Origin of the sequence: Devosia sp. Leaf420, from assembly GCF_001425445.1 — a bacterium.
Taxonomy (GTDB): Bacteria; Pseudomonadota; Alphaproteobacteria; order Rhizobiales; family Devosiaceae; genus Devosia.
The window spans coordinates 98505-120345 of record NZ_LMQU01000011.1 but is presented as its reverse complement, the minus strand read 5'-3'; the positions used below and the strand labels follow the sequence as shown (position 1 = coordinate 120345).

Sequence of the window (21841 nt, the reverse complement as noted above, 5' to 3'; positions counted from 1 at the left end):
GGTTTAGCCGACCATCTGGTCGTCGCCCTTGGACTTGACGATGAGGATTTCCCCCTTCGCGGCCATGTCCTTGGCGGTTGAAACCATACGGCTCTGAGCTTCGTCGACGTCCTTGAGACGCACCGGACCCATGGCCATCATATCGTCCTGCATCAGCTTGGCAGCGCGTGTCGACATGTTCTTGAGGAAGAAGTCCTTGACCTCGTCATTGGCGCCCTTGAGGCAGAGCGCCAGTTCGCGCTTGTCGACACGGCTCAGCAGCGTCTGCACTGCGGTCATGTCGAGCTTGGCGAGATCTTCGAAGGTGAACATCAGCGACTTGATGCGCTCGGCATCTTCGCGATTGCGTTCTTCAAGGCTCGTGATGAAACGCGCTTCGGTCTGGCGATCGAAGGAGTTGAAGATTTCGGCCATCAGTTCATGGCTGTCGCGGCGCTTCGAGGTATTGAGCGTCGAGATGAATTCGGTGCGGAGGGTCTGCTCGATCTTTTCGAGAATGTCCTTCTGCACCACATCGAGACCGAGCATACGCTGCACGACTTCCATGGCGAGTTCCGCCGGAAGCGAAGCGAGCACATCCGAAGCGTGTTCCGGCGCGATCTTGGAGAGGATCACGGCGACGGTTTGGGGGTATTCGTTCTTGAGGTAAGCGGCGAGCACGTCAGCCTGAACGTTGGAAAGCTTTTCCCACATGTTGCGGCCGGCCGGACCGCGGATTTCTTCCATGATGGAATCGACGCGTTCCTGCGGCAGGAACGACAGGAGGAGGCGTTCGGTCGAGTCAGAATTGCCGGCCACATTGCCGTTGGAAGCAATGTTGGTGACGAATTCGGCCATCAGCTCATCGAGCATGGCTGGGGTAATCGGGCCAAGCTTGACCATGGCACGCGAGAGCGTCTTGATCTCGTGCTCGTCGAGTTCTTCAAAGATCGGCTTGCCGTGATCGGGACCAAGCGCGAGGAGGAGCGCTGCGGCCTTCTCGTCGCCCTTGAGGGCGCGGTAGCTCGAAGCGCCGCCGATCCTGAGCTGGGGACCGCCGGAGCGGCTATCACTCTCGACAGACTGGGAAACAAGGGCCATGTCAGATCACGCTGCGTTAGAGAGCCAGCCGCGCACGATGAGCGCTGCCTGCTTGGGATTTTCTTCGACCAGCGAGCCGACCGACTTGAGCTGCTGGAGCTGGGCTTCGCCCAGGGCCTTGGCGTCTTCGATCCAGTCGTGATTGGCGAGTGCGGCGCGCGCCTGGTCGGTCATCGGGTCTTCGGCCAGCGTCGGGATGACATTGCCTTCGGCATCGAGCGTCGTGCCCTGGCCCAGTTCGACGGCAGCCGGCAGAGCCAGCGTCGTTGGCTCGGGGCTCATGACCTTCTTGAGCAGCGGACGGAGCACGAAGAACATCAGGGCCAGGGCGATGAGGAGGGTCACCGCCATTTCGGCGCCGTTCATGATGTCGTCGCGGGTGAAGTCGAGGAGGCCACCCTGCTGATCGGTGCCCGCCGGAGCGAGGTCCGGACGTTCGGCGAACTGCATGTTGACGACATCGACGGTGTCGCCGCGATCGATCGAATACCCAACTGCCGAGCGAACCAGGGTCTGGATCTGAGTGATTTCGTCGGCCGAGCGAGGGGCATAGGTCATGTTGCCCTGGCCGTCGTCGGTGTAGGTGCCATCGACCACCACGGCCACCGAGAGACGCTTGAGCGCACCGGCTTCGGTCACGGCTGTCGCGGTCTTCTTGGAGATCTCGTAGTTGACGACTTCTTCGGTCGAATTGCCCTGTTCGGTGCTGCCGTCGCTGCCATTATTGGCGCTGGCGCCCGGCAGTTCATTGGCAACGGTGGCCTGACCGGCAGCGGCGCCCGACTGGTTCTGGGCTTCACGGGTCTGGGTCGAGCGAACGACCTGGCCATCGGGGTTGAATGTTTCTTCGGTTGTCGTCGAGCGGTTGAAGTCGAGTTCGGCCGACACTTCGACGCGGGCCCGGCCCGGTCCGACGACATTGGCGAGCATGTCTTCGATGCGGGTACGCATGCGGTTTTCAAAGCCGAGCACGCGTTCTTCGGCCTGGCCGGCCATGGCGCCGAGGCCATCGTCTTCGGTACCCGAAGCAAGCAGATTGCCGGCATCGTCGACGATCGACACGCGCTGCGGGGTCAGGCCTTCGATGGCGGAGGCAACGAGGTGCTGGATGGCCTGGATTTCGCCATTCGACAGCGCACCGCGCACGGAAAGAACGATCGATGCCGAGGGGTCCTTGCGTTCGCGGCGGAACAGTTCGCGCTCGGGCAGGACGAGGTGGACGCGAGCGCCCTTGATGCGCGTCAGCGACGAGATGGTGCGGGCCAATTCGCCTTCGAGGGCGCGGACATTGTTGATGTTTTGAACAAAGCTCGTCGCACCCAGCGTCGATTGCTGGTCGAAGATTTCGTAGCCGACCTGGCCCTTGCTCGGCAGACCTTCACCGGCAAGGTTCATGCGGACGGTCGTGATCTGGTCGCGCGGCACGAGAATGGTGTCGCCGTCGCCGCGCAGTTCGTAGGGAACGCTCGAGGCTTCAAGCTGGGTGATGATGGCCGAGGAGTCCTCAAGGCTCAGACCACTATAGAGCGGCGCGAGATTTGGGGTTTGGGAGCGCATCATCAGGAAGACGAAGAAACCCAGGATGAGCACGGCCACAGTCGCCATCGCAGCGAGACGTGCAATGCCGATGCGGTTGATGAGAGTAGTGAGACTATCCACGCTGCCACTCGAGTTTGTTCTAGTGCCGTCGTGGGAGCCCCCGTCGACCGCTGGGCAAAAATTACCCACCAGATGGTAAACAATGTCTTAACCACTCGATGCGAAACGCAAAATCAGGCAAGATTTGCCGGGTAGACAACGAGGATTTCCATGGTTCGAGTTTTGGGGCGCGTCACCTCGATCAATGTGCGCAAAGTGTTGTGGGCACTGGACGAATTGGGTGAAATCTATGATCGGGAGGATTGGGGATTGCCCATCCGCGACCCCAAAGTCCCAGAATTCCTGGCTCTTAACCCCAATGCCCAGATCCCGGTCTTCATTGACGATGACGGACTGACGCTTTGGGAGAGCAATGCCATCCTGCTTTACCTTGCCAAGACCCGCTCTGCCCTGCTCCCCGTGGACATTCACGCCTATGGCCGCGCGCTTCAGTGGCTGATCTGGCAGGCAACCGAGCTCAACCCGGCCTGGGGATATGCCCATCATGCGATCGCCCGGAAGACACCCGGCTATGACGACCCGGCAAAAATTGCCGAATCAGTCAGCCGCTGGAACGGACAGATGGACATCCTCGACGCCGAATTGGCGAAGGGGGCGCCCTTCATTGCCGGCGAGGACTTTTCGATCGCCGATATAGCGTTGGGTCTTTCGACGCATCGCTGGCTGCGCACACCTTTTGAGCGCAAGGCGCTGCCCCATGTCGAGGCGCATTATGAGCGTCTGCGCCAGCGCCCTGCCGGCGCCAAATGGATGCCGGATAATATTCCCTGAGGCTTTAGCCAACGCGCAAAACCCCCGAGGCCCGTGGGCCTGGGGGTTGTCGCGATCCCAAACGAAGGCGATTAGCCTTCGCGGTAATGCTGGATCCAGGTTGTCCGCAACCCGGCAAGGCCATGCTTATCGATGGCGGCTTGCCAGTTTAGAAACTCATCGACACTGAGCGTATAGCGGTCACAAGCCTCTTCGAGACTCAGGAGACCACCACGAACAGCCGCGACGACTTCCGCTTTGCGGCGGATAACCCAACGGCGGGTATTGGCTGGAGGCAGATCCGCAATAGTGAGCGGGCTGCCGTCCGGACCGATAACGTACTTTACGCGAGGACGCATCTGTACGGTCATTTTACTCTCTACTCAAACCTGACCATATGAGGATGAGAGTAGGCCGATGAGCTTAAGATACCGCTAAAGGGAAACTTACAACCCGTTAAGATTGCGAAGAAATATCAATCAATTGTCGGGGCTTGCGATACTTGCCACGACCCGCTTTAGACTCTCTTTTCTGGCGCCAGGGCACCCGTCAAAAGGAGCGCGACGGCCAGGACCGGGACGATCACCCAGTAGGATGTCCTGATGCCGAAATGCTCGGCCAGGAACCCCAGAAGCGGCGGGCCGGCAAAGAAGACGACGAAGGTCATCTGGCTCAGCGCCGCGACATTAACGGCCGATGGGCGGTCCGTCCGCCGCGCTGCCGCCGAGATAGCGAGCGGGTAAACCGACGAGCAGCCGATCCCCGCCAGCATGAAGCCCAGTAGCGCCAGGAGCGGATGGGGCGCCGAGGCGACCATCACCACGCCGAGCGTTGCCACCAGCAGCAGCGTGCGCCCGACCGCCTGTGGCCCGAACCGATCGATGACACGATCCATGCTCAACCGCCCAATGGCGATGGCAAGCGAAAAGAGCGTCACGCTGAGCCCGCCGATAAACGGCTCGACGCTGAACACGTCGCGCATATAGATCGCCGACCAATCGACCCCGGCGCCCTCCACAAAGAGCGGCGCGGCGCCAAGAAGGCACAATGGCAGGAGCCCGATCGTCGGGAAGGCAAAGGCGTGCGTCTGCCCGCCATGGTCTTCCGCTCGCGCTGGTGCGTTTTCCACCTTGGAAAGGATGAAGACGCCAGAGACGACGACCACTACCAACGCAATCGCGAGATGGATCGCCACGGACACCTCGGCCTGCCGCAGACCCGCTGCGACAAGCGCCGTCACGAAGAACCCAAAGCTCCACATGCCATGCACACGGCTCATGATCCGGCGGCCCAGCAGAGCCTCGTGCCTGTCAGCCTCGACATTGATCAGGATTTCGAGGGCACCGGCAAGGAGGCCTGCGCAAAACAGCACCGGTGCTACCCAGAGCGCGCTGGGCATCCAGGGCACGAGCGCATAGAGCGCCGAGGCTCCAAAAATGGCGGTGAACGACCCCGTCCGCGCCCCAAGCCGCTCGACCGTGCGGCCAAGGAAGGTGATGCCGCATAAGACGCCGAGCGACATGGTGATCAGCATCAACCCGAGCTGGCCTTCGGTCAGCCCGAATTTCACCTGCAGGTCCGGCAGGCGCGTCAGCATGCCGCCCATGGTGATGGCGAAGGCAAACTGCATGAAGTAGAGGCGCTGGTGCGGCTGCATGGCTATGGGCTCGGTTCGGCGGGCGAGGTGGGCCGCTTCTCATGGCAAGCCAGGGCTCAAGGCTCAAGCGCTTTGTGGCGGCGGAAACCAAAACACCGCTGCCCATCGGACAGCGGTGCCAATCAAGAAAAGCCTTTGGCTCTTTACGAAGCTGGTGTCGTCGTCGCGTCCGGCAGGCGGACTTCGCTGACATCGCTCAGCGGCACCTTGGCGGCGCCAACCGTTACCATCGGGGAGCCCGACGAGAAATCGACCGCGCTCACCTTGCCGATGGCGGAAGTCGTGATCTTGACGTTCTTGCCCGACACATTGGTGCCTTCGAGCGTCAGTGTGTAGAGCCCGTCGGGCATCGGCTGGCCATTGCTGCCAATGCCGTCCCAGGCAAAGGTGCCCGAGCCCATATTGAGCGAGCCGGCCTGGGTATAGACCGTGTCGCCCTTGTCGTTCTTGATGGTGATATTGGCATTGGCGACGTTCGCTTCGGCATTGTAGCTCCACATCGCGTGGGTGCCGGAAAGCTGGGTCGTCTTGCCCGAAATCGTCACCTGCTTGCCGATATAATTGACGGCGTCCATGCGGCCCGCATTCTGGGTCGAGGACAGGAGGCTGCCGAGATATTCATTGGTCTTGAGCTGCTGCTCGACGCCGGTGAACTGCACGAGCTGCTGGGTGAACTGGTTGGTGTCGAGCGGATCGAGCGGGTTCTGGTTCTTGAGCTGCGTCGTCAGGATCGAGAGGAAGGTGTCAAAGTTCTGCGCAATGGTCTGGCGCGAAGCTGCAAGACCACTGTTATTGCTTACGTTGGAAGAGCCGGAAACGCCGTCAACCATGGTGGTGGGTCCTTAAGCGATGATGTTGACGCCGCTCGCCTGAAGCGCGCCGCGATAAAGGGTAATGGGGGGAGCGGCGACTTCTGTCTCTTCCTGGCCATCCTGGCCACCGCCGAACCCGCCTTGCTCGCTGCCCGAATGCTGGTTCTGGTCACCAGCGAAGGGGTTTTGCTTCAGCGAGAATTCGAGATTGGTCTTGCTCTGATCAAGGCCCGCCTGCTGCAGCGCCTTTTCGAGGGCGCGCTGGTCGCGCTGCATCAGGTCCAGCGTTTCCGCCTTTTCCACGGTCAGCTTGGCATGCACCTGGCCCTTGTGGTCGATATCGAGCCGGACATCGATACGGCCCAGTTCGGCCGGATCGAGCCGCATCTGGAAGCGGGTATTGCCGCCTTCCACTTGCCGCGATAGCTCGAAGGCGATCTGCGGCAGGTTGAGTTGCTGCTGGCTCGTCTGATAGCCGGTTTGGACGATGCGCGGCGTCGTCGCGGCATTGACGGGTTGAGCCGTGGGATCATTCTGGGGCTGCGCCGCTTGTGCCGGGCCTGCTGCGCTCACAGCCGAATTATTGTCCTGAGGCGCATTCTGGCGCGTGGACTGGGTAGCGTTGGGCGCCTTGTCCTGTGCGGCTGGCGCGGCATCGGCCGGCTTGGCTTCGGTCTTGCGCTCGGGCTTTGCTTCAAGGTCCGCCGCGGCAACTGCCGGCTTTTCTTCGGCCGCCGTCGCAGTCGCTTTGCCGGTCAGGACGGGTTCGGTCAGCTTGAGTTCGGGCGTTGCCAGTTCCGGCTCTGTGGGGATGGCCTTGGCGAGCTTTTCGAGCCCGCCCAAAAGCTTGGCAAAGCTCTCTTCGATGCCCGGATCGAGAGCGACACCGGCGGCGCCGAGCTTATCGCTCACAAAGGCTTTCAGCTTTGCCGCCAGATCGTCCTTGCCACCGCCTGCCGCCGCCACGCCCTTGGCGAGCTCGGCCAATTGCTGCATCAGCGTCTTGAGGTCCATCCCAAGTTGCTTGGCGAGATCGTTGAGCGCGCCTTCGACTTCGCCGAGGGCTGCCGGGTCATTGGTCGCGGCCGCCTGGCCGACCTGTTCGGTGCTCAGCCCCAGCGCCGCGAGCGCCGCCAGGAGGCTCTCCGCCAGGCTATTTTCGCCGGTTCCGGTATCCTTGTCGTCGTCGGATTTGGTCTCGGTGGTTTCACCGGCCTTGGCCGTTTCTGTGGTTTCGGTGGGTTTTTCGTCCGCTGCGGGCGCAGCATCACTCGACGCTGGCGCGCTATCGCTCGGCGCTGTCTGTTGCGTCGCAGGCTGTTCTGGCCGTGCCGGTGTGTTCGCGGCAGCGTCAAGCATGCGTGCAAAGCCGTCGTCGCCCCCACCGATCGGAATGATCGGTTGAGGCTTGACCACATTGCCAACCATCGAGGTTAGCAGATTTGCCACTGTTGAAGCCATGACTGCGCTCCGTCGAACGAATGAATTCCCTTCACCCAATGCAAGCGCCTTGCCAGTTTGCGCGTTTCGAAATTTTGCTATCAGTTTCAGATGATTAGCGTTGGTCGAACCACGCTGTCTGCTCTCCTCAGCTGTGCGTTCGGTCACTACTTCGGAACAGTTTGACCCCCACCCGGCAAATCCTGCCGGGCCGCCGATTGCCTAGAAACATCATTCGGCGTATGGAAGCCGCTCACGCTTATCCGCTGGCCCTTGACCCCATCCGGATTGGAAAGACATGTTGAATTCGCTTGATATCGCCAAGCGTCCCGAGGACACGCGCGTTGTTGTCGCCATGTCCGGGGGCGTCGACTCCTCCGTCGTTGCCGGTGTGCTCGCCCGAGAGGGCTATGAAGTCATCGGCATTACCCTGCAGCTTTACGATCATGGCGAGGCCACCCATCGCAAGGGCGCCTGCTGCGCCGGCCAGGACATCCACGATGCCCGCCGCGTTGCCGCCAAGCTCGGGATCCCGCACTACGTCCTCGACTATGAAGAGCGCTTCAAGGCCTCGGTGATCGAGCCCTTCGCCAATGCCTATCAGCAGGGCGAAACCCCGGTGCCCTGCATCGCCTGCAATCAGTCGGTGAAATTCGTCGACCTGATGACCGTCGCCCGCGATCTCGGCGCTGACGTTCTGGCGACTGGCCACTATGTCCAGGCCCGTCTCGGCGAAGATGGCCGCCGCCAGCTCTTCCGCCCCGTCGACAGCGATCGAGACCAGACCTATTTCCTCTTTGCCACGACGCAAGATCAGCTCGATTTCCTGCGCTTCCCGCTTGGGGGCATGAGCAAGCCAGCCGTGCGCGAACTCGCGCGCGAATTTGGTCTCGAAATCGCCGAGAAGCACGATAGCCAGGACATCTGCTTCGTGCCGCAGGGCAAATACGCCGATATCATCGCCAAGATGCACCCCGAAGCGCTGGCCCAGGGCGAGATCGTCCATCTCGACGGCCGCGTCCTCGGCACGCATGACGGCATCGTTCACTACACGATCGGCCAGCGCAAAGGCCTCGGCGTCGCCGCCGCCGAACCGCTCTATGTGGTCAAACTCGAGCACCGCACCGGACGCGTCATCGTCGGCCCACGCGAAGCGCTCAAGACCCACACCGTCCGCCTCCGCGACGTCAATTGGCTCGGCGCCACCCCGCTCGCCGAAGCCAGCGCCGGCAATGGCGCCCCCGTGGAAGTGAAAGTTCGCTCCACCCGCGGCCCCCAGCCCGCCGTCATCCAGATGCAGGACGGGGAAGTCTACGTCACCCTCGTCACGGGCGAATACGGCATCTCCCCCGGCCAAGCCTGCGTCTTTTACGCCGACGACAGTCAAACCTCGGAAGTCTTAGGCGGCGGCTTTATCGCCGAAGCCGTGCCGCAGGCCTTGGTGGCTTGAACGTTCGGCGGCCTTAGCAACCAAATGTCACCCCGGCCTTGCGCCGGGGTCTGTAGCCGCATCGGCTCACTGTCGCGCCAAAAGCTCAGTGCATATTTCCAGGAAGCGCGTGCGCGCCGGGTGGCTCGCTGACGTGTTTGGCCAGAACACGCCAAGCTGTCCGGGCTGCAGACCCTCAAATCGAATGATTTCGACCTGCGCTCCGCCAATTGAGCGGGCACTAAAGATATCGCCCACGGTCAGGCCGACACCCTCCATCACCATGCGCAGAGCCGAGGTGGAGTCGGGGACCGTCATCGCGATATTGGGCCTTATGCCTTCGGCCTCAAACAGACGATCGAGTTGCCGCCGCAATGGCGCCGCTTGACGCAGCGCGACAAAGGGATGCTGGTCGATATCTCGAACGGTCAGCACCGCGCGACCCGAAAGCGCATGCCCTCGTGGCAAAATGACCGCCGCGCCAAAAGTCCCGACGCTTTGCTGAATGACTTCGGGCAAATCGAAGGGCAAGACCGCTAGGCCCACATTGAACCCCGAGGGCATCATCCATTTGCCGTCGTCCTGCCGATGGAGGCCAGAAACGGTCAGCGGGACGTTGGGCATTTCCGCGCGCAATTGCGCAACCACGGGCGGCAGCAGTCCATGAAAGGCATAGGGCGGCGCAACAATATGGAGGTCTGGCTGCTGCTGGGCGCGCAATTGCCGCGCGGTGATGTCGAGTGCCGCTACCCGGTCGAGAATGTCCCGGCTCTCTTCGAGATAGACTAAGCAATTAGGCGTAGGCGACAGCCTGCGGCCGATCCGAAAGAACAGTTCGAAGCCGAGTTTTGCCTCGAGATCGCGCACGATACGGCTGATCTGCGGCTGCGTGCGGCGCACGATTTCCGCGGCTCCGCTGATGGTTCCGGCCGTCACGACCGCGTCGAGAACGCGTAGTGCCCACAAATCCATATATGCGCCTCACGCATGGTTTTGGTCGAACTATGCATTATTCTACGTTTGGTCAGTGTGGAAGTGTTTCGTCATTGCGGACCGAAATACGGCCGCAGAATCACACACGGTGCCTCGATCTTCCGAAGAGAAGGCTGGCACCTCGGAGGATAAAGCATGATTGCCCCAATTCGCCCCGGCAAAGCCGGGTTCTGCGCTGCCTTGACCATTGCAATGCTCACCAGCCCGTCCCTGCAGGCGCAGGACGCTCCACAAGATTCCTTCTATTGGCTCTCGGAGATGAACAAGGCATCGACTGTCATGGTGGTCGAAACCGGCATCGTGCCGGCTGATCTCGGCGCAACCATCGCCGATGCCGTGGCGCAGGTGATCGAGGATCAATCCGTCGACGGCGCCGCGCGCTCGGGCGATTATCTGCAGGTCGAACCGCTCCTGATCGAAATCGGGGGCCCTGACGTCACTCGCATGCATTCGGGCCGTAGCCGCCAGGATATCGGTTCGACCAGCGAACGCCTGTTCCAGCGCGAAGCCGTGCTGCAATTGCTACAGGCGCTGATCGACACGCGCACCGCGCTGTTGACTTTGGCCGAAACCAATCCAGACGCCATCGTCCCCGCCTATACGGTCGGCGTCCAGGCGCAGCCGATTACGCTCGGCCACTACGTCACCGGCTATGTGCAGGCGCTTGACCGAGCCGCCGAGCGCGTCAAAGTCCTCTATGACGAGGTCAACATGTCGCCCTTGGGCTCAGCAGCCCTTGGCACGTCCAGCTTCCCGGTTGATCGCGAACGGCTGGCCGAACTCCTTGGCTTCGGCGGCGCCCTCGAAAACTCGCTCGATGCCAACCAGCTGTCGCGCATCGATACCGGTGGCGTTGCGGTCGGGGTTGCCAATTCAATGGCGCTGACCGTCGGCACGCTCCTCTCCGATATCGAAGCGCAATATCGGTTCACGTCGCCCTGGCTGATCCTCAAGGATGGCACCACCGGCAGCAGCAGCATCATGCCGCAAAAGCGCAATCCGAACTCGGTCAATACCGTGCGTGGCAATGCCAGCGCGGTCCTCGCCAAGTCCACCGGGTTCTATTTCGGCGCCCACAATCTGCCTCATGGCCTCCGTGATCAGGGCAATTCAGCCACCGAAACCCTGGAAGCGGCAACCAAAATGCTCGCTTCGCTTGAAAGCCTTCTCGGCGATCTCGAATTCCGCGAAGCCGTGGCGCTGGCCGAAGTCAATGCCGACTATTCAACTTCGACCGAATTGGCGGACGTGCTGCAGCGCGAGGCCGACGTTCCGTTCCGCGTCGGGCACCACTTCGCCTCGATGCTGGTCACTTATGGCCGCGCCAATGCGCTCAAGCCGGCCGACCTGCCATTTGCAGAAGCCGAGAAGATATTTGCCGAAGCAGCCGCGGAATATGATCTCGCCGATATTGCCTTCCCGCTCACCGAAGAACGGTTCCGCGAGGCGCTAAGCCCACAAGGCATGGTCAATGCCAGCCTGGGCCTCGGCGGTCCGCAGCCGGCAGAAGTGGCGCGCATGATTGCCGGACAGCATGCGACTATCGAGGGCGACACGGCCTGGCTCGCCGGCGAGCGCAAGGAACTGGCCGACGCCGCCACGGCTCTGAACGAGGCCTTCGAAGGCATCCGCACCGGCACCGCCGCAAAGTAAGTCACCACCACTCTTCCCGCGGCGCCAAGGTGCCGCGGGTTTCGAAAAGGCAGAACTCTTAGTTTGCAGTCTGCTCCGCTGTCGGCTGCACGCCCGCGCTCGCCGCATCGCGCAGTGCCTGATACGAGCCGAGCCCACCCATCATCATCGATATCGTAATGAGCAGGATCAGCGCGCCCATGGCGAGGAGGAAGACCCGCGTGCGGTTGAGCTTGAAGGGGCTGTCGGTCATGGCAAAAGTTTTCCCGCAAAAAATCTGAAAAGCGACCAAAGGACCGTCGGCCGCCGAACGTCTTACGCTAAACTAGCGCCAAAGAGGCTCCATGTGCAGGCAAGCTTGGTGGGACTGACTGCCGCATCCATCCCCGATCCGACCCATGCCTATTCCGAGGCCTTGGTGCGGCGCGCCCAAAATGGCGATGCCGAGGCTTTTGCCGAATTGATAGAAGACCAATACGACCGCATTTTCCGTACGGCCTGGCGCTGGTGCGGCAATGCGCCCGACGCCGAGGACATCGCGCAGGATGTCTGCGTGCGGCTCGGTGCAGCGCTCAAAAGTTTTGACGGCCGCAGCGCCTTCTCGAGTTGGGTCTATCGGATCACCATCAATATGGTGCGCGATTTTCAGCGCGCCGGCCGCCGCCGCGGCGCCCATGTCGATGCCTATGCCGAGATCGCCCCAACCGAAGAAGCGCCCTCGCAGGAAGATGCGGCGACCAGCAGCCAGCTTTGGGATGCGGTGCGCCGCCTGCCGGAAAAGCAGCGCGATGCCGTGCTCCTCGTTTATGCCGAAGACCTTTCTCATGCCCGCGCCGCCGAGATCATGGGCATCAAGGAAGCCACAGTCTCTTTTCACGTCCACGAAGCCCGCAAGACCTTGAGGGGGCTCCTATGACCGATCATCGCCCCGATCCCTTCGACCAGCTCCGCAATGCGCCGGCTCCGCGGCCGCGCGATGCGGCTAAAGCCGCTGCGCTCGCCGCCGCCCGCGCCGCATTCGAAGCCGAGACCGAAAAATCCAAAATCCCGGCCAAAGGAAATCCCGCGGCCCGCCGTCTCATGTCCATCTTCGCTTCCTTCAAAAGGATTTCGATCATGGATATGCGCGTTCCCATCGGCACTGCCGCCATTGCCCTCCTCGTCCTGCCGCTCGGCTGGCAGCTTTATTCCTCGACCGCTCTTTCGCCGACGCAGTCGGTCAGCCGTCCGGCTCCAGCCCCGCAGCCCGTCGAAGAGGCTGAGCCCGCGCCGGTCGATACGCGGAGCGAAGCGCCGGCCGTGGCGCCGCCCGTGACAACCATGCCGGTTGCGCCAGAGCCGATGCTCGAAAGCGAAGCCGCGCCGTCGATGATGCGCATTCCGTCCGCCGTCCCGCCGCCACCGGCCGCGCCGATAACGCTCGCGCAGGACAGCGCCATGAGCCCGGCCTATATCGGCACGTCCGCCACCGAACCGAGCGGCGACGAATTTACCAGCTTTGACGAGCAGCGCCTCAAGATTGCCGCCGAAGAGCCGGTTTCAACTTTCTCGCTCGATGTCGATACGGCGAGCTATTCCTATGTCCGCCGCCAGCTCGAGGACGGTTTTGTCCCCGAGCCCGATGCCGTGCGCATCGAAGAGCTGATCAACTATTTCCCCTATGACTACCCGGCCGCCCCCAGCGCCGACATGCCGTTCAAGCCGACGGTCAAAGTCTTCCCGACGCCCTGGAACGACAAAACCGAGATCATGGCCATCGGCATTCGCGGCTATGCCCCGCCCGCCGAAGCCATTCCGCCGAGCAATCTCGTCTTCCTCATCGACACCTCTGGCTCGATGGACGAACCCGACAAGCTGCCGCTCCTCAAGCGCTCCTTTGCGCTGCTGCTCGATCAGTTGAGCGACAAGGATACGGTTTCGATCGTCACCTATGCTGGTTCGGCCGGTGTCGCCCTCGAACCCACTTCGGCCAGCGACAAGGCAAAGATCCTTTCCGCGCTCGACGAGCTTGGGGCAGGGGGCTCCACTGCCGGCGCCGAAGGGATCGAACTGGCCTATCGCCTTGCCGAACAGGGCAAGGTTGACGGCACCAATCGGGTGATCCTCGCCACCGATGGCGATTTCAATGTCGGGATCGATGACCCCAAGGCCCTCGAACAGTTCATCACCAAAAAGCGTCAATCCGGCATCAGCCTTTCGGTGCTCGGCTTCGGCCGCGGCAATCTCGACGATGCGACCATGCAGGCGCTGGCGCAGAACGGCAATGGCAATGCCAGCTACCTTTCCAACTTCGCCGAAGCCAAGAAGGTGCTCGTCGAAGAAGTCGGCGGCACGCTCCACACCATTGCCCAGGACGTCAAGGTTCAGGTCGAGTTCAATCCTGCGCTCGTCTCGGAATACCGCCTCATCGGCTACGAAACCCGTCATCTCAACCGTGAGGATTTTAACAATGACGCGGTGGATGCCGGCGATATCGGCGCCGGCCACACGGTCACCGCGCTTTACGAAATCACGCCTGCCGGCGAAGGCCAGGTCGATCCCTTGCGCTATGGCAGTGAAACGACGCAACCCGCCGCTAGCGGCGATGAACTCGCCTTCCTCAAAATCCGCTATAAGCTGCCCGGCGAAAGCGTCAGCCAACTTATCGAACAGCCGGTGACCCCATCGGTCGCCTATGACGACATCGCCGTCGCCGGGATCGATGCCCAATTCGCCACCGCCGTTGCCGCCTTCGGCCAAAAACTGCGCGGCAGCGCTTATGGCAGTGACATGACCTGGGCCGAAATCGAAGCCTTGGCCCGATCCGCCCGCGGCATGGACGAAGGCGGCTATCGGGCTGAGTTCGTCAGGTTGGTGAGAGATGCCGCGATGCTTGAGCCGGACGCGGAGTAGCCCCCACCTAACCTCCCCCTGAAGGGGGAGGAATGCCCCGGCTCTTGCCGAGAAGGATGGGCACCACCAGCAGATCCCTCCCCCTACCAGGGGGAGGCTAGGTGGGGGGCTCGCCACTCCCAAACAAAATCCCCGCTCTCGCGGGGATTTTCATTTTCGACTAGACCAGCGGTTTCAACCCCGCCTCGATCTGCGCCCGACGCCCTTCGAGGAACGGTGGCAGCGACAGTTTTTCGCCCAGCGTTTCCATCGGTTCGTCCGCCGCAAATCCGGGCACATCCGTCGCGATCTCGAACAGAATGCCGTTGGGCTCGCGGAAATAGAGCGAGGTGAAATAGAACCGCTCGACTTCGCCCGAAGACCGAATGCCAAAGCTGTTCACGCGTTCGATCCATTCATGGAGCGAATTCTGATCCGGCGTGCGGAAGGCGACATGGTGCACGCCGCCAGCACCAGGCCGCGCCCGCGGCAGGCTCGGGTCGACCGAAACATGCAGTTCCGCAGCCGGGCCCCCCGGACCCATTTCATAGACGAACACTTCGCCGCCGCGTTCGCGGGCCGCATAGTGCCGCACCTGGCGCATATTCATCACGCGCGTCAGCATGGCATCGGTCGGCTCGAGTTTCGGCACCGAAAGCGTCATCGGGCCGAGCCCGATGATCTGCTTGTCTTCCGGCACGGGCGATTTGGCCCAGGGGATCACCTTGTTTCGCCCATCGACGACAAGACGGAAGCGCTGGCCTTCGAAATCCTCGAAATCCATCGAGACGTGGCCCAGACGTTCCTTGATCCCGCTCGTCGAAACCTGATTGGCTTCAAGATGCTCCTTCCACCATTTCAGCGTTTCTTCGCTGTCGACGCGCAGACCCGTGCGGCCCACCGTATGGTTGCCGCGCTGTTCGCGCAGGGTGGGAAAATCGAAGAAGGTCAGGTCTGCGCCGGGCGAGGCGACACCATCGCCATAAAAGAGGTGATAGGCCGTGGTGTCGTCCTGGTTCACCGTCTTCTTGATGAGGCGCATGCCGAGCGTCTGGGTGTAAAATTGGAGGTTGCGCGGTGCGTCGGCGGTCACTGCTGTCAGGTGGTGGATGCCGCCAAGTTCGAGGGTCATGTGATGTCTCCCAATTCACGCGGCGCCAGTCGCCGTCTTCGCTCATGAATGTATGGCAGACGGCGCGTTAGGCAAAGAAAGACAATTGCAACGCACTGGTGTCGATTTTCGAACGATTAGTCGGCGACGCCCGCGGGCAGCGTCCCCGCCTTGAACAGCACTTTGGGCTCGTCATAGGTGTCGGCTTCGACATCGACATCGGCCGAATAGGCCCAGATGCCGGCGCGCGATGGCGCAATGCGCTCGGCCGAAGCAATCGCAGCCTCGGCGGACTTGTGCGCCGTCGGCATATCCGGCTCGAGCTTGCGGCCCTTTTGTCTAAAACCCTGAACGAAATAAAGCGTCGGCATGATCAGCCCCTCTGGTTGCCCCGGGCATAGCACAGACCCTTCCAAGTGCCACCTGAAGATCAGACCGCGCTCAGAAACGTCAACACCGAATTGGGCTCTTCGATCAGCGTCCGCAATTTGGCGTTGAACACGGCGCCATACTCCGCCGAAATATGCGCCTCGAATGCCGCCCGGTCTTTGTAGATTTCATAGACCACGAATTTTTGCCGAGCATCGAAACGACGATAGGTGTCGAACACCACATTGCCCGGCTCGGGGCGCACATCGGTGGCCAGCCCAGCGAGCAATTCGGCTACCTCGTCCGCCTTGCCCTCCCGCGCAGTAAATTCGGCAATCAGCGACACCGGGTCGTTGGCAGGCAGTTTGTTCAATATATCCATTATGCGGTCTCCAGGGCCAATCGCCTGCGACACGTTTTACCACCGCGTCATTCCCGCGGAAGCGGGAATCTCCCGAGCCGTCCCCTCATCACAATTTCCTCAGACATGTCTTTTTCACATGCACCCGCGCCGGACTCTCGCTACTTTTAGAACAAAGGAAGAACAATGGTTGCTCTGACGCTCTCGCGAAAACTCGCCATTCTTGCCGATGCCGCTAAATACGATGCGTCCTGCGCCTCGAGCGGCACGGAGAAGCGCAATAGTTCCAAAACCGGCGGCATCGGCTCGACCGAAGGCAGCGGTATCTGCCATTCCTATGCGCCCGATGGTCGCTGCATTTCGCTTCTCAAACTGCTGCTGACCAATTTCTGCGTCTACGATTGCGCCTATTGCATCAATCGCTCGTCTTCCAACGTCGCCCGCGCCCGCTTCTCGGTCGATGAGGTCGTTCGCCTCACCCTCGATTTTTACAAGCGCAATTACATCGAGGGACTTTTCCTCTCCTCCGGCATCATCCGCTCTCCGGATTATACGATGGAGGAAATGGTCCGCGTCGCACGCACTCTGCGCGAGGTCCATCTTTTTGCCGGCTATATCCACCTCAAAGTCATCCCCAATGCAGCGCCCGAGCTTCTTGCCGAAGCTGGCCGATGGGCCGATCGTCTCTCGACCAATATCGAATTGCCGACCGATTCCGCGCTCGAGCATTTCGCGCCGGAAAAGCGTCCATCGGAAATCCGCACCGCCATGGCACGGCTGCGTGGCAAGCTCGATGAAGCGACACCCGACAATAAGCCGTCAAAAGCCAAACCCGAAAAGTTTGCCCCCGCCGGACAATCGACCCAGATGATCGTCGGCGCCGATAAGGCCGATGACAGCGCCATCCTCACGCGCGCCGCCGGCCTCTACTCCGGCTATCGGCTCAAGCGCGTTTATTACTCCGCCTTCTCGCCCATCCCCGACGCCTCATCGCGCCTGCCGCTCGCCCCACCCCCGCTGATGCGCGAGCATCGCCTTTACCAAGCCGATTGGCTCATTCGCTTTTATGGCTTCGACGTCCCCGAAATCGTGGCGGGCGGGGAGGGCGGTCATCTCGATCTCAATATCGATCCAAAGCTCGCCTGGGCGCTCAAAACCCGCCAGAGTTTCCCAGTCGACGTCAATCGCGCCGACCGCGAAATGCTGCTGCGCGTTCCAGGCCTCGGCGTCCGTGCCGTCGATCGCGTCATCACCTCGCGCCGCCATCATCGCCTGACGCTTGCCGACGTCTCGCGCCTCACCGCCTCGATCGACAAGGTGCGTCCCTTCATCTCGGCAGCCGATTGGACCCCCGGCGGTCTCACCGACGACATCAAGCTCAAGCAAAAGCTCACGCCCCAGCCCAAACAGCTCGAGCTTTTCTGATGCTGTCCGTCCGGCTCGACCATCTTAATGATCTCGATGAGTGGCGCAGCAAGGCGCGCCGCCTGCTCGCGGCTGGCTTAAAACCTTCGCAAGTCGTCTGGCGGGTTGGGGCGGAAGAGAACGGGCTCTTCGAAGCGGGCGACGACATGCTGCCGCAGACCGATGGTCCGATCGGTTCCGTCCCTCGCCAGTTCATGGAGCTTGCAGGGTCGGTCATCCAGCATTCCGAGCCAGAACGCTTCGCGCTGCTCTATCGGATGCTCTGGCGCCTGCAGCAGGATTCACGAATTCTCGCTAACGCTGCTGACGCCGATACCGGAATGTTAACGAAACTGGCCTCTGCAGTGCGTCGAGATGCCCATAAGATGAAGGCATTCGTCCGTTTCCGTGCCATCCCCGACGCTGATGAAGAGCACTACATCGCCTGGTTCGAGCCCGACCATTACATCCTCGAAGCCACGGCACCATTTTTTAGTCGCCGCTTTGCCGGCATGGTCTGGGGCATTGTCACACCCTATTCAAGTGCCTTCTGGGACAAGGAAAATCTGCGCTTTGGTCCCGGTGGCTCGAAGAAAGATATCCCGGCCGAGGATGCGGTGGAGGATGATTGGCAGACCTATTACGATTCCATCTTCAACCCGGCGCGCCTCAAGGTCGCGATGATGAAGTCGGAAATGCCGATGAAATATTGGCGCAACCTGCCTGAAGCCGCTCGCATTGCTCCCTTGATCCGCAATGCCAGGCAAATGGAGCAGGACATGATCGCCCGCGCCGCAACCCAGCCGCCCGCTCGCCACACGCGCCAAAAAGCACATGAGGTTGAGGAAAAAGATAATGATATTCAATCACTTAGTGACGCTGTGGAAGCGATTGGCGGATGCCGTCGTTGCCCGCTTTACGAGCACGCCACGCAACCGGTCTTCGGCGAAGGCCCCGCCCAGGCTGAGGTCATGTTCGTTGGCGAGCAGCCCGGCGACCAGGAAGATCTCGCTGGTCGCCCCTTCATCGGGCCTGCCGGTCAAGTCTTTGACGAAGCTATGGAAAAGGCTGGCATCGACCGCAGCCGGCTCTATGTCACCAATGCGGTAAAGCACTTCAAGTTCGAGCCGCGCGGCAAGCGCCGCATCCACCAAAAGCCCAATGCCGGTGAAATCCAGGCTTGCCGCTTCTGGCTCAATCTTGAACGCGATTTTCTGAAACCCAAGATCGTCGTCGCTTTGGGCGCCAGCGCGGCCCAAAGCCTTCTTGGCAAAGCGGTTTCCATTTCAAGGATGCGCGGTCAGCCGATCCCGCTCGAAGATGGCACCGTGCTCTTCATCACCAACCACCCCTCCTATCTCCTCCGCATTCCTGACCCACAGAAAAAGCGGGAGGAAAGCGCCAAGTTCGATGCCGACCTGGCCCTGATCCGCGACCACATGGAAAAGCTGCACGCAGCCTAAGCATGGCTAGAACGTTGAAAATTTAAGGGAAAAGAGTGGTGCCCGAGACCGGAATCGAACCAGTGACACGCGGATTTTCAATCCGCTGCTCTACCAACTGAGCTACTCGGGCATTGTATTCGCAGCGCTGAGCTGCAAGCCATCGGCCTTATAGGGTAAGTGATTTTTGGGTGCAAGCGATAAGAGCGACTGTGGAAATCTTTAAGTGCCGGCCGAGAAGTGTCGGCCGGCCAAGGGCTTAATGGCCCATGGTGACAACGCCGCGCAGCAGGCTTCCCTCCCGCAATTTGTCAAAGCCGGCATTGATCTCGCTGAGCGGCATGACCTCGGACAGCAAGCGATTCACCGGCAGGATGCGGCGCTTATAGAGCCGCACGAAGCGCGGAATGTCCCGCGCCGGAACGCATGAGCCCAAATAGCTGCCGCGTATGGTTTTTTCTTCAGCCACAAGATTGACGGGCGAGAAAGCAAAGCTCGCCGTTGGTGCCGGCAGGCCACCAGTCGTCAATTGCCCGCCGCGCCGCACGATTTGATAGCCAGTTTGCAGCGCCGCCACTGAGCCTGCGAGCTCAATGGCATGATCGACCCCGCCATGCGTCGCTTCCTTGATGACGTCGACAACGCCCTCGGCAGTGGCCTGGAACACGTCCGTTGCGCCCATGCTGAGCGCCAGATCGAGCTTTTCGCGGGATAGGTCCACGGCGACGATCTGCTCGGCTCCCGCCGCCTTGGCGCCCATCAGCGCCGCCATGCCGACGCCGCCAAGCCCAATCACGGCGACCTTATCGCCCGGCGCGACCTTGGCCCCATTGAAGACGGCGCCGACGCCGGTCAGCACCGCGCAGCCGAAAAGCGCTGCTTCTTCAAAGGGGAGCGACTTGTCGATCTTGACCAGCGAACGCCGCGACACCGTCGCATATTCGGCGAAGGCCGAGACGCCGAGATGATGATTGAGCGCGTGGTCATGCTCATGCAGTCGCCGCTCGCCAGACAGCAACACCCCGGCGCCATTGGCCGCCGCGCCCGGAATGCAAAGGGCAGGGTGCCCATCCGAGCAGCATTCACACGACCCGCAGCTCGGCACGAAAACGAAGACCACGTGATCGCCAACCGCAAAATCATCTATCCCCGGCCCCAGCGCTTCAATTATCCCCGCCGCTTCGTGTCCCAAAACCATCGGCAAAGGCCGCGGCCGATTGCCGTCGATCACCGAGAGATCGGAGTGGCAAAGCCCCGCCGCCATGACTTTCACCAGAACCTCGCCCTGACCCGGCCCGCTGAGTTCAATCTCCCCGATCCGCAGGGGTTTCGAGATCGCGTATGGCGCGGAAAGGCCGGATTGCTCGAGAATGGCAGCGCGAATTTTCATGAGGGATTTCTCTACTCTGCGGTCCAGCCAACGGCCAGGCCCAGACGCCGACCAGCCCCGGTCACGAGGGCGCGTTTGCCGTCGAGACGGAAACTGTGGGATCGGGGCAGGGTCATGCTGGTTTACTCGGCGGCGCTGGCATAGGGGACGTTACGACCGCCGAAGCGGCGTACGCGGATATTGGCCTGTTCGGCGTGCCCGGCAAAACCCTCCAGCATGGATAGCCGGGAGCCATAGGCGCCGATCTTGGCGCTTGCGGCGTCCGTCGTGATCCGCTGATAGGTGCAAGTCTTCAAGAACTTGCCGACCCAGAGCCCGCCGGTGAAGCGGCCAGCGCGCTTGGTTGGCAGGGTGTGGTTTGTGCCGATGACCTTGTCGCCAAAGGCGACATTGGTGCGGGCGCCGAGGAACAGCGCACCATAATTGGTCATGTTGTCGAGGAAGTAATCGGGGTCATGGGTCATGACCTGGACGTGCTCGAAGGCAAGTTCGTTGGCGACGGCGAGCATTTCCGCGTCATCGGCGCAGAGGATGACTTCGCCATGGTCGCGCCACGAAACCCGAGCGATTTCGGCCGTCGGCAGAATTGAAAGCAGGCGCTCCACCTCGGCCATGGTTTCGCGGGCGAGCTTTTCCGAAGTGGTGAGCAAAATGGCCGGTGAAGTCGGGCCGTGCTCGGCCTGGCCCAGAAGATCGGTGGCGCAGATTTCGGCGTCGACCGTATCATCGGCGATGACGAGGGTTTCGGTTGGGCCGGCAAAAAGGTCGATACCGACGCGGCCATAAAGCTGGCGTTTGGCTTCGGCGACGAAAGCATTGCCGGGACCGACGAGCATGTCGACTGGCGCAATGGTTTCGGTGCCAAGTGCCATGGCGCCGATGGCCTGCACGCCGCCGAGAACGAGGATTTCATCGGCGCCGGCGAGGTGCATGGCGGCGACGATGGCCGGATGCGCCCCACCCTTGAATGGGGGCGCGGCAGCGACGACGCGCTTGACGCCGGCCACCTTGGCCGTCAGGACGCTCATATGCGCCGAGGCAACCATGGGGTATTTGCCGCCGGGGACGTAGCAGCCCACGGCATCGACCGGGATGTTCTTGTGACCAAGGGTCACGCCGGGCTCTGTTTCGATCTCGACGTCCTGCAGCGCAGCCTTTTGGTGTTCGGCAAAGCGACGGACATTGGCCTGGGCAAAGCGGATATCTTCGAGGTCGCGCGCCGAAACCTTCGACATTGCGGCTTCGATATCCTGCTCTGAGAGTCTGAAATTTTCGGGCGACCAATTATCGAATTTGGCCGAGAGTGCGCGCACAGCGGTGTCGCCACGTGCCTCGATGTCGGCCAGAATGCCTTCAACCGTAGAGCGAACTTTGCTATCCGCCTCGGCACGCCCGGCGGCGGCCTCGGCAGTTTTGAGATGGGTGGCCAAGATGGTCCTCC

At 61.5% G+C, this 21841-nt stretch carries 20 protein-coding genes and 1 tRNA gene; 7 read left to right on the top strand and 14 right to left on the bottom strand.

Annotation, left to right across the window (positions count from 1 at the left end; all coding sequences use genetic code 11):
* Positions 1–3 precede the first annotated feature (3 nt).
* The gene (gene fliG, locus ASG47_RS11505; RefSeq protein ID WP_061909122.1) at positions 4–1080 is read right to left on the bottom strand and encodes a flagellar motor switch protein FliG; all 1077 of its coding nucleotides are present in this window, start codon (positions 1078–1080) and stop codon (positions 4–6) included.
* 6 nt (positions 1081–1086) lie between these two features.
* Positions 1087–2739 carry a flagellar basal-body MS-ring/collar protein FliF gene (fliF, locus tag ASG47_RS11500; RefSeq protein ID WP_061909120.1) on the bottom strand — a complete coding sequence of 551 codons (1653 nt, stop codon included), beginning with the start codon at positions 2737–2739 and terminating at the stop codon, positions 1087–1089.
* Between the two features lie 150 nt (positions 2740–2889).
* On the opposite strand from fliF, the gene ASG47_RS11495 reads away from it, so the two are divergent.
* Positions 2890–3510, top strand: a complete 621-nt coding sequence (locus tag ASG47_RS11495) for a glutathione S-transferase family protein (RefSeq protein WP_061909118.1) — start codon at positions 2890–2892, stop codon at positions 3508–3510.
* A gap of 71 nt (positions 3511–3581) precedes the next feature.
* Here ASG47_RS11495 and ASG47_RS11490 read toward each other — a convergent pair whose 3' ends face one another.
* From ASG47_RS11490 to ASG47_RS11475, 4 genes are all read right to left on the bottom strand, one after another.
* The gene (locus ASG47_RS11490) at positions 3582–3860 is read right to left on the bottom strand and encodes a DUF1153 domain-containing protein (protein WP_035102845.1); all 279 of its coding nucleotides are present in this window, start codon (positions 3858–3860) and stop codon (positions 3582–3584) included.
* A 146-nt stretch (positions 3861–4006) separates the two neighbouring features.
* Positions 4007–5146: an MFS transporter gene (locus tag ASG47_RS11485; RefSeq protein ID WP_061909117.1), complete on the bottom strand. Its 1140-nt coding sequence runs from the start codon at positions 5144–5146 to the stop codon at positions 4007–4009.
* Between the two features lie 143 nt (positions 5147–5289).
* On the bottom strand, positions 5290–5976 hold the full coding sequence (locus ASG47_RS11480) for a flagellar hook assembly protein FlgD (protein WP_061909115.1): 687 nt from the start codon (positions 5974–5976) through the stop codon (positions 5290–5292).
* 12 nt (positions 5977–5988) lie between these two features.
* On the bottom strand, positions 5989–7419 hold the full coding sequence (locus ASG47_RS11475) for a flagellar hook-length control protein FliK (RefSeq protein ID WP_061909113.1): 1431 nt from the start codon (positions 7417–7419) through the stop codon (positions 5989–5991).
* 277 nt (positions 7420–7696) lie between these two features.
* Here ASG47_RS11475 and mnmA point away from each other — a divergent pair, with 277 nt between their 5' ends.
* Positions 7697–8848 (top strand): tRNA 2-thiouridine(34) synthase MnmA, encoded by a 1152-nt coding sequence (mnmA, locus tag ASG47_RS11470; protein WP_061909111.1) that lies wholly within the window; start codon positions 7697–7699, stop codon positions 8846–8848.
* Positions 8849–8914: 66 nt separating this feature from the next.
* Here the strand turns inward: mnmA and ASG47_RS11465 are convergent, their stop codons facing one another.
* Positions 8915–9799, bottom strand: coding sequence for a LysR family transcriptional regulator (locus ASG47_RS11465; RefSeq protein WP_061909109.1), 885 nt, complete (start codon positions 9797–9799; stop codon positions 8915–8917).
* Positions 9800–9955: 156 nt separating this feature from the next.
* On the opposite strand from ASG47_RS11465, the gene ASG47_RS11460 reads away from it, so the two are divergent.
* Positions 9956–11473, top strand: a complete 1518-nt coding sequence (locus tag ASG47_RS11460) for a lyase family protein (RefSeq protein WP_061909107.1) — start codon at positions 9956–9958, stop codon at positions 11471–11473.
* Positions 11474–11531: 58 nt separating this feature from the next.
* On the opposite strand, the gene ASG47_RS20680 is transcribed toward ASG47_RS11460, so the two are convergent.
* Entirely contained in the window at positions 11532–11705 is a 174-nt protein-coding gene (locus ASG47_RS20680; protein ID WP_156352012.1) for a hypothetical protein, read from the bottom strand.
* Positions 11706–11813: 108 nt separating this feature from the next.
* Between ASG47_RS20680 and ASG47_RS11455 the strand changes: the two genes are divergently transcribed.
* Entirely contained in the window at positions 11814–12368 is a 555-nt protein-coding gene (locus ASG47_RS11455; protein WP_244487088.1) for an RNA polymerase sigma factor, read from the top strand.
* Positions 12365–14344 carry a YfbK domain-containing protein gene (locus ASG47_RS11450; protein ID WP_061909105.1) on the top strand — a complete coding sequence of 660 codons (1980 nt, stop codon included), beginning with the start codon at positions 12365–12367 and terminating at the stop codon, positions 14342–14344. Before ASG47_RS11455 ends, ASG47_RS11450 begins: the two co-directional genes overlap by 4 nt.
* A 160-nt stretch (positions 14345–14504) precedes the next feature.
* Here ASG47_RS11450 and ASG47_RS11445 read toward each other — a convergent pair whose 3' ends face one another.
* The 3 genes from ASG47_RS11445 to ASG47_RS11435 all read right to left on the bottom strand — a co-directional run bounded on the left by ASG47_RS11445 (position 14505) and on the right by ASG47_RS11435 (position 16185).
* Positions 14505–15455: a ring-cleaving dioxygenase gene (locus tag ASG47_RS11445; protein WP_061909103.1), complete on the bottom strand. Its 951-nt coding sequence runs from the start codon at positions 15453–15455 to the stop codon at positions 14505–14507.
* A gap of 116 nt (positions 15456–15571) precedes the next feature.
* Positions 15572–15805: a hypothetical protein gene (locus ASG47_RS11440; protein WP_061909101.1), complete on the bottom strand. Its 234-nt coding sequence runs from the start codon at positions 15803–15805 to the stop codon at positions 15572–15574.
* A gap of 59 nt (positions 15806–15864) precedes the next feature.
* Positions 15865–16185 carry a putative quinol monooxygenase gene (locus ASG47_RS11435; RefSeq protein ID WP_061909099.1) on the bottom strand — a complete coding sequence of 107 codons (321 nt, stop codon included), beginning with the start codon at positions 16183–16185 and terminating at the stop codon, positions 15865–15867.
* A gap of 165 nt (positions 16186–16350) precedes the next feature.
* On the opposite strand from ASG47_RS11435, the gene ASG47_RS11430 reads away from it, so the two are divergent.
* The gene (locus tag ASG47_RS11430) at positions 16351–17589 is read left to right on the top strand and encodes a putative DNA modification/repair radical SAM protein (RefSeq protein ID WP_061909097.1); all 1239 of its coding nucleotides are present in this window, start codon (positions 16351–16353) and stop codon (positions 17587–17589) included.
* Positions 17589–19031, top strand: a complete 1443-nt coding sequence (locus tag ASG47_RS11425) for a UdgX family uracil-DNA binding protein (RefSeq protein WP_061909095.1) — start codon at positions 17589–17591, stop codon at positions 19029–19031. The genes ASG47_RS11430 and ASG47_RS11425 overlap by 1 nt, the downstream gene beginning before the upstream one ends.
* 36 nt (positions 19032–19067) lie before the next feature.
* Here ASG47_RS11425 and ASG47_RS11420 read toward each other — a convergent pair.
* The 3 genes from ASG47_RS11420 to hisD all read right to left on the bottom strand — a co-directional run bounded on the left by ASG47_RS11420 (position 19068) and on the right by hisD (position 21833).
* Positions 19068–19143, bottom strand: a tRNA-Phe gene (locus tag ASG47_RS11420).
* Positions 19144–19269: 126 nt separating this feature from the next.
* Entirely contained in the window at positions 19270–20400 is a 1131-nt protein-coding gene (locus ASG47_RS11415) for a zinc-dependent alcohol dehydrogenase family protein (protein ID WP_061909093.1), read from the bottom strand.
* A gap of 122 nt (positions 20401–20522) precedes the next feature.
* Entirely contained in the window at positions 20523–21833 is a 1311-nt protein-coding gene (gene hisD, locus ASG47_RS11410; RefSeq protein ID WP_413813463.1) for a histidinol dehydrogenase, read from the bottom strand.
* Positions 21834–21841: the final 8 nt, after the last annotated feature.

Excerpts from the sequence above, each read along its gene's own strand:
- fliG (WP_061909122.1), bottom strand. The coding sequence starts at position 1,080 with ATGGCCCTTGTTTCCCAGTCTGTCGAGAGTGATAGCCGCTCCGGCGGT.
- ASG47_RS11495 (WP_061909118.1), top strand. The coding sequence starts at position 2,890 with ATGGTTCGAGTTTTGGGGCGCGTCACCTCGATCAATGTGCGCAAAGTG.
- ASG47_RS11490 (WP_035102845.1), bottom strand. The coding sequence starts at position 3,860 with ATGACCGTACAGATGCGTCCTCGCGTAAAGTACGTTATCGGTCCGGAC.
- ASG47_RS11485 (WP_061909117.1), bottom strand. The coding sequence starts at position 5,146 with ATGCAGCCGCACCAGCGCCTCTACTTCATGCAGTTTGCCTTCGCCATC.
- ASG47_RS11480 (WP_061909115.1), bottom strand. The coding sequence starts at position 5,976 with ATGGTTGACGGCGTTTCCGGCTCTTCCAACGTAAGCAATAACAGTGGT.
- ASG47_RS11475 (WP_061909113.1), bottom strand. The coding sequence starts at position 7,419 with ATGGCTTCAACAGTGGCAAATCTGCTAACCTCGATGGTTGGCAATGTG.
- mnmA (WP_061909111.1), top strand. The coding sequence starts at position 7,697 with ATGTTGAATTCGCTTGATATCGCCAAGCGTCCCGAGGACACGCGCGTT.
- ASG47_RS11465 (WP_061909109.1), bottom strand. The coding sequence starts at position 9,799 with ATGGATTTGTGGGCACTACGCGTTCTCGACGCGGTCGTGACGGCCGGA.
- ASG47_RS11460 (WP_061909107.1), top strand. The coding sequence starts at position 9,956 with ATGATTGCCCCAATTCGCCCCGGCAAAGCCGGGTTCTGCGCTGCCTTG.
- ASG47_RS20680 (WP_156352012.1), bottom strand. The coding sequence starts at position 11,705 with ATGACCGACAGCCCCTTCAAGCTCAACCGCACGCGGGTCTTCCTCCTC.
- ASG47_RS11450 (WP_061909105.1), top strand. The coding sequence starts at position 12,365 with ATGACCGATCATCGCCCCGATCCCTTCGACCAGCTCCGCAATGCGCCG.
- ASG47_RS11445 (WP_061909103.1), bottom strand. The coding sequence starts at position 15,455 with ATGACCCTCGAACTTGGCGGCATCCACCACCTGACAGCAGTGACCGCC.
- ASG47_RS11440 (WP_061909101.1), bottom strand. The coding sequence starts at position 15,805 with ATGCCGACGCTTTATTTCGTTCAGGGTTTTAGACAAAAGGGCCGCAAG.
- ASG47_RS11435 (WP_061909099.1), bottom strand. The coding sequence starts at position 16,185 with ATGGATATATTGAACAAACTGCCTGCCAACGACCCGGTGTCGCTGATT.
- ASG47_RS11430 (WP_061909097.1), top strand. The coding sequence starts at position 16,351 with ATGGTTGCTCTGACGCTCTCGCGAAAACTCGCCATTCTTGCCGATGCC.
- ASG47_RS11425 (WP_061909095.1), top strand. The coding sequence starts at position 17,589 with ATGCTGTCCGTCCGGCTCGACCATCTTAATGATCTCGATGAGTGGCGC.
- ASG47_RS11415 (WP_061909093.1), bottom strand. The coding sequence starts at position 20,400 with ATGAAAATTCGCGCTGCCATTCTCGAGCAATCCGGCCTTTCCGCGCCA.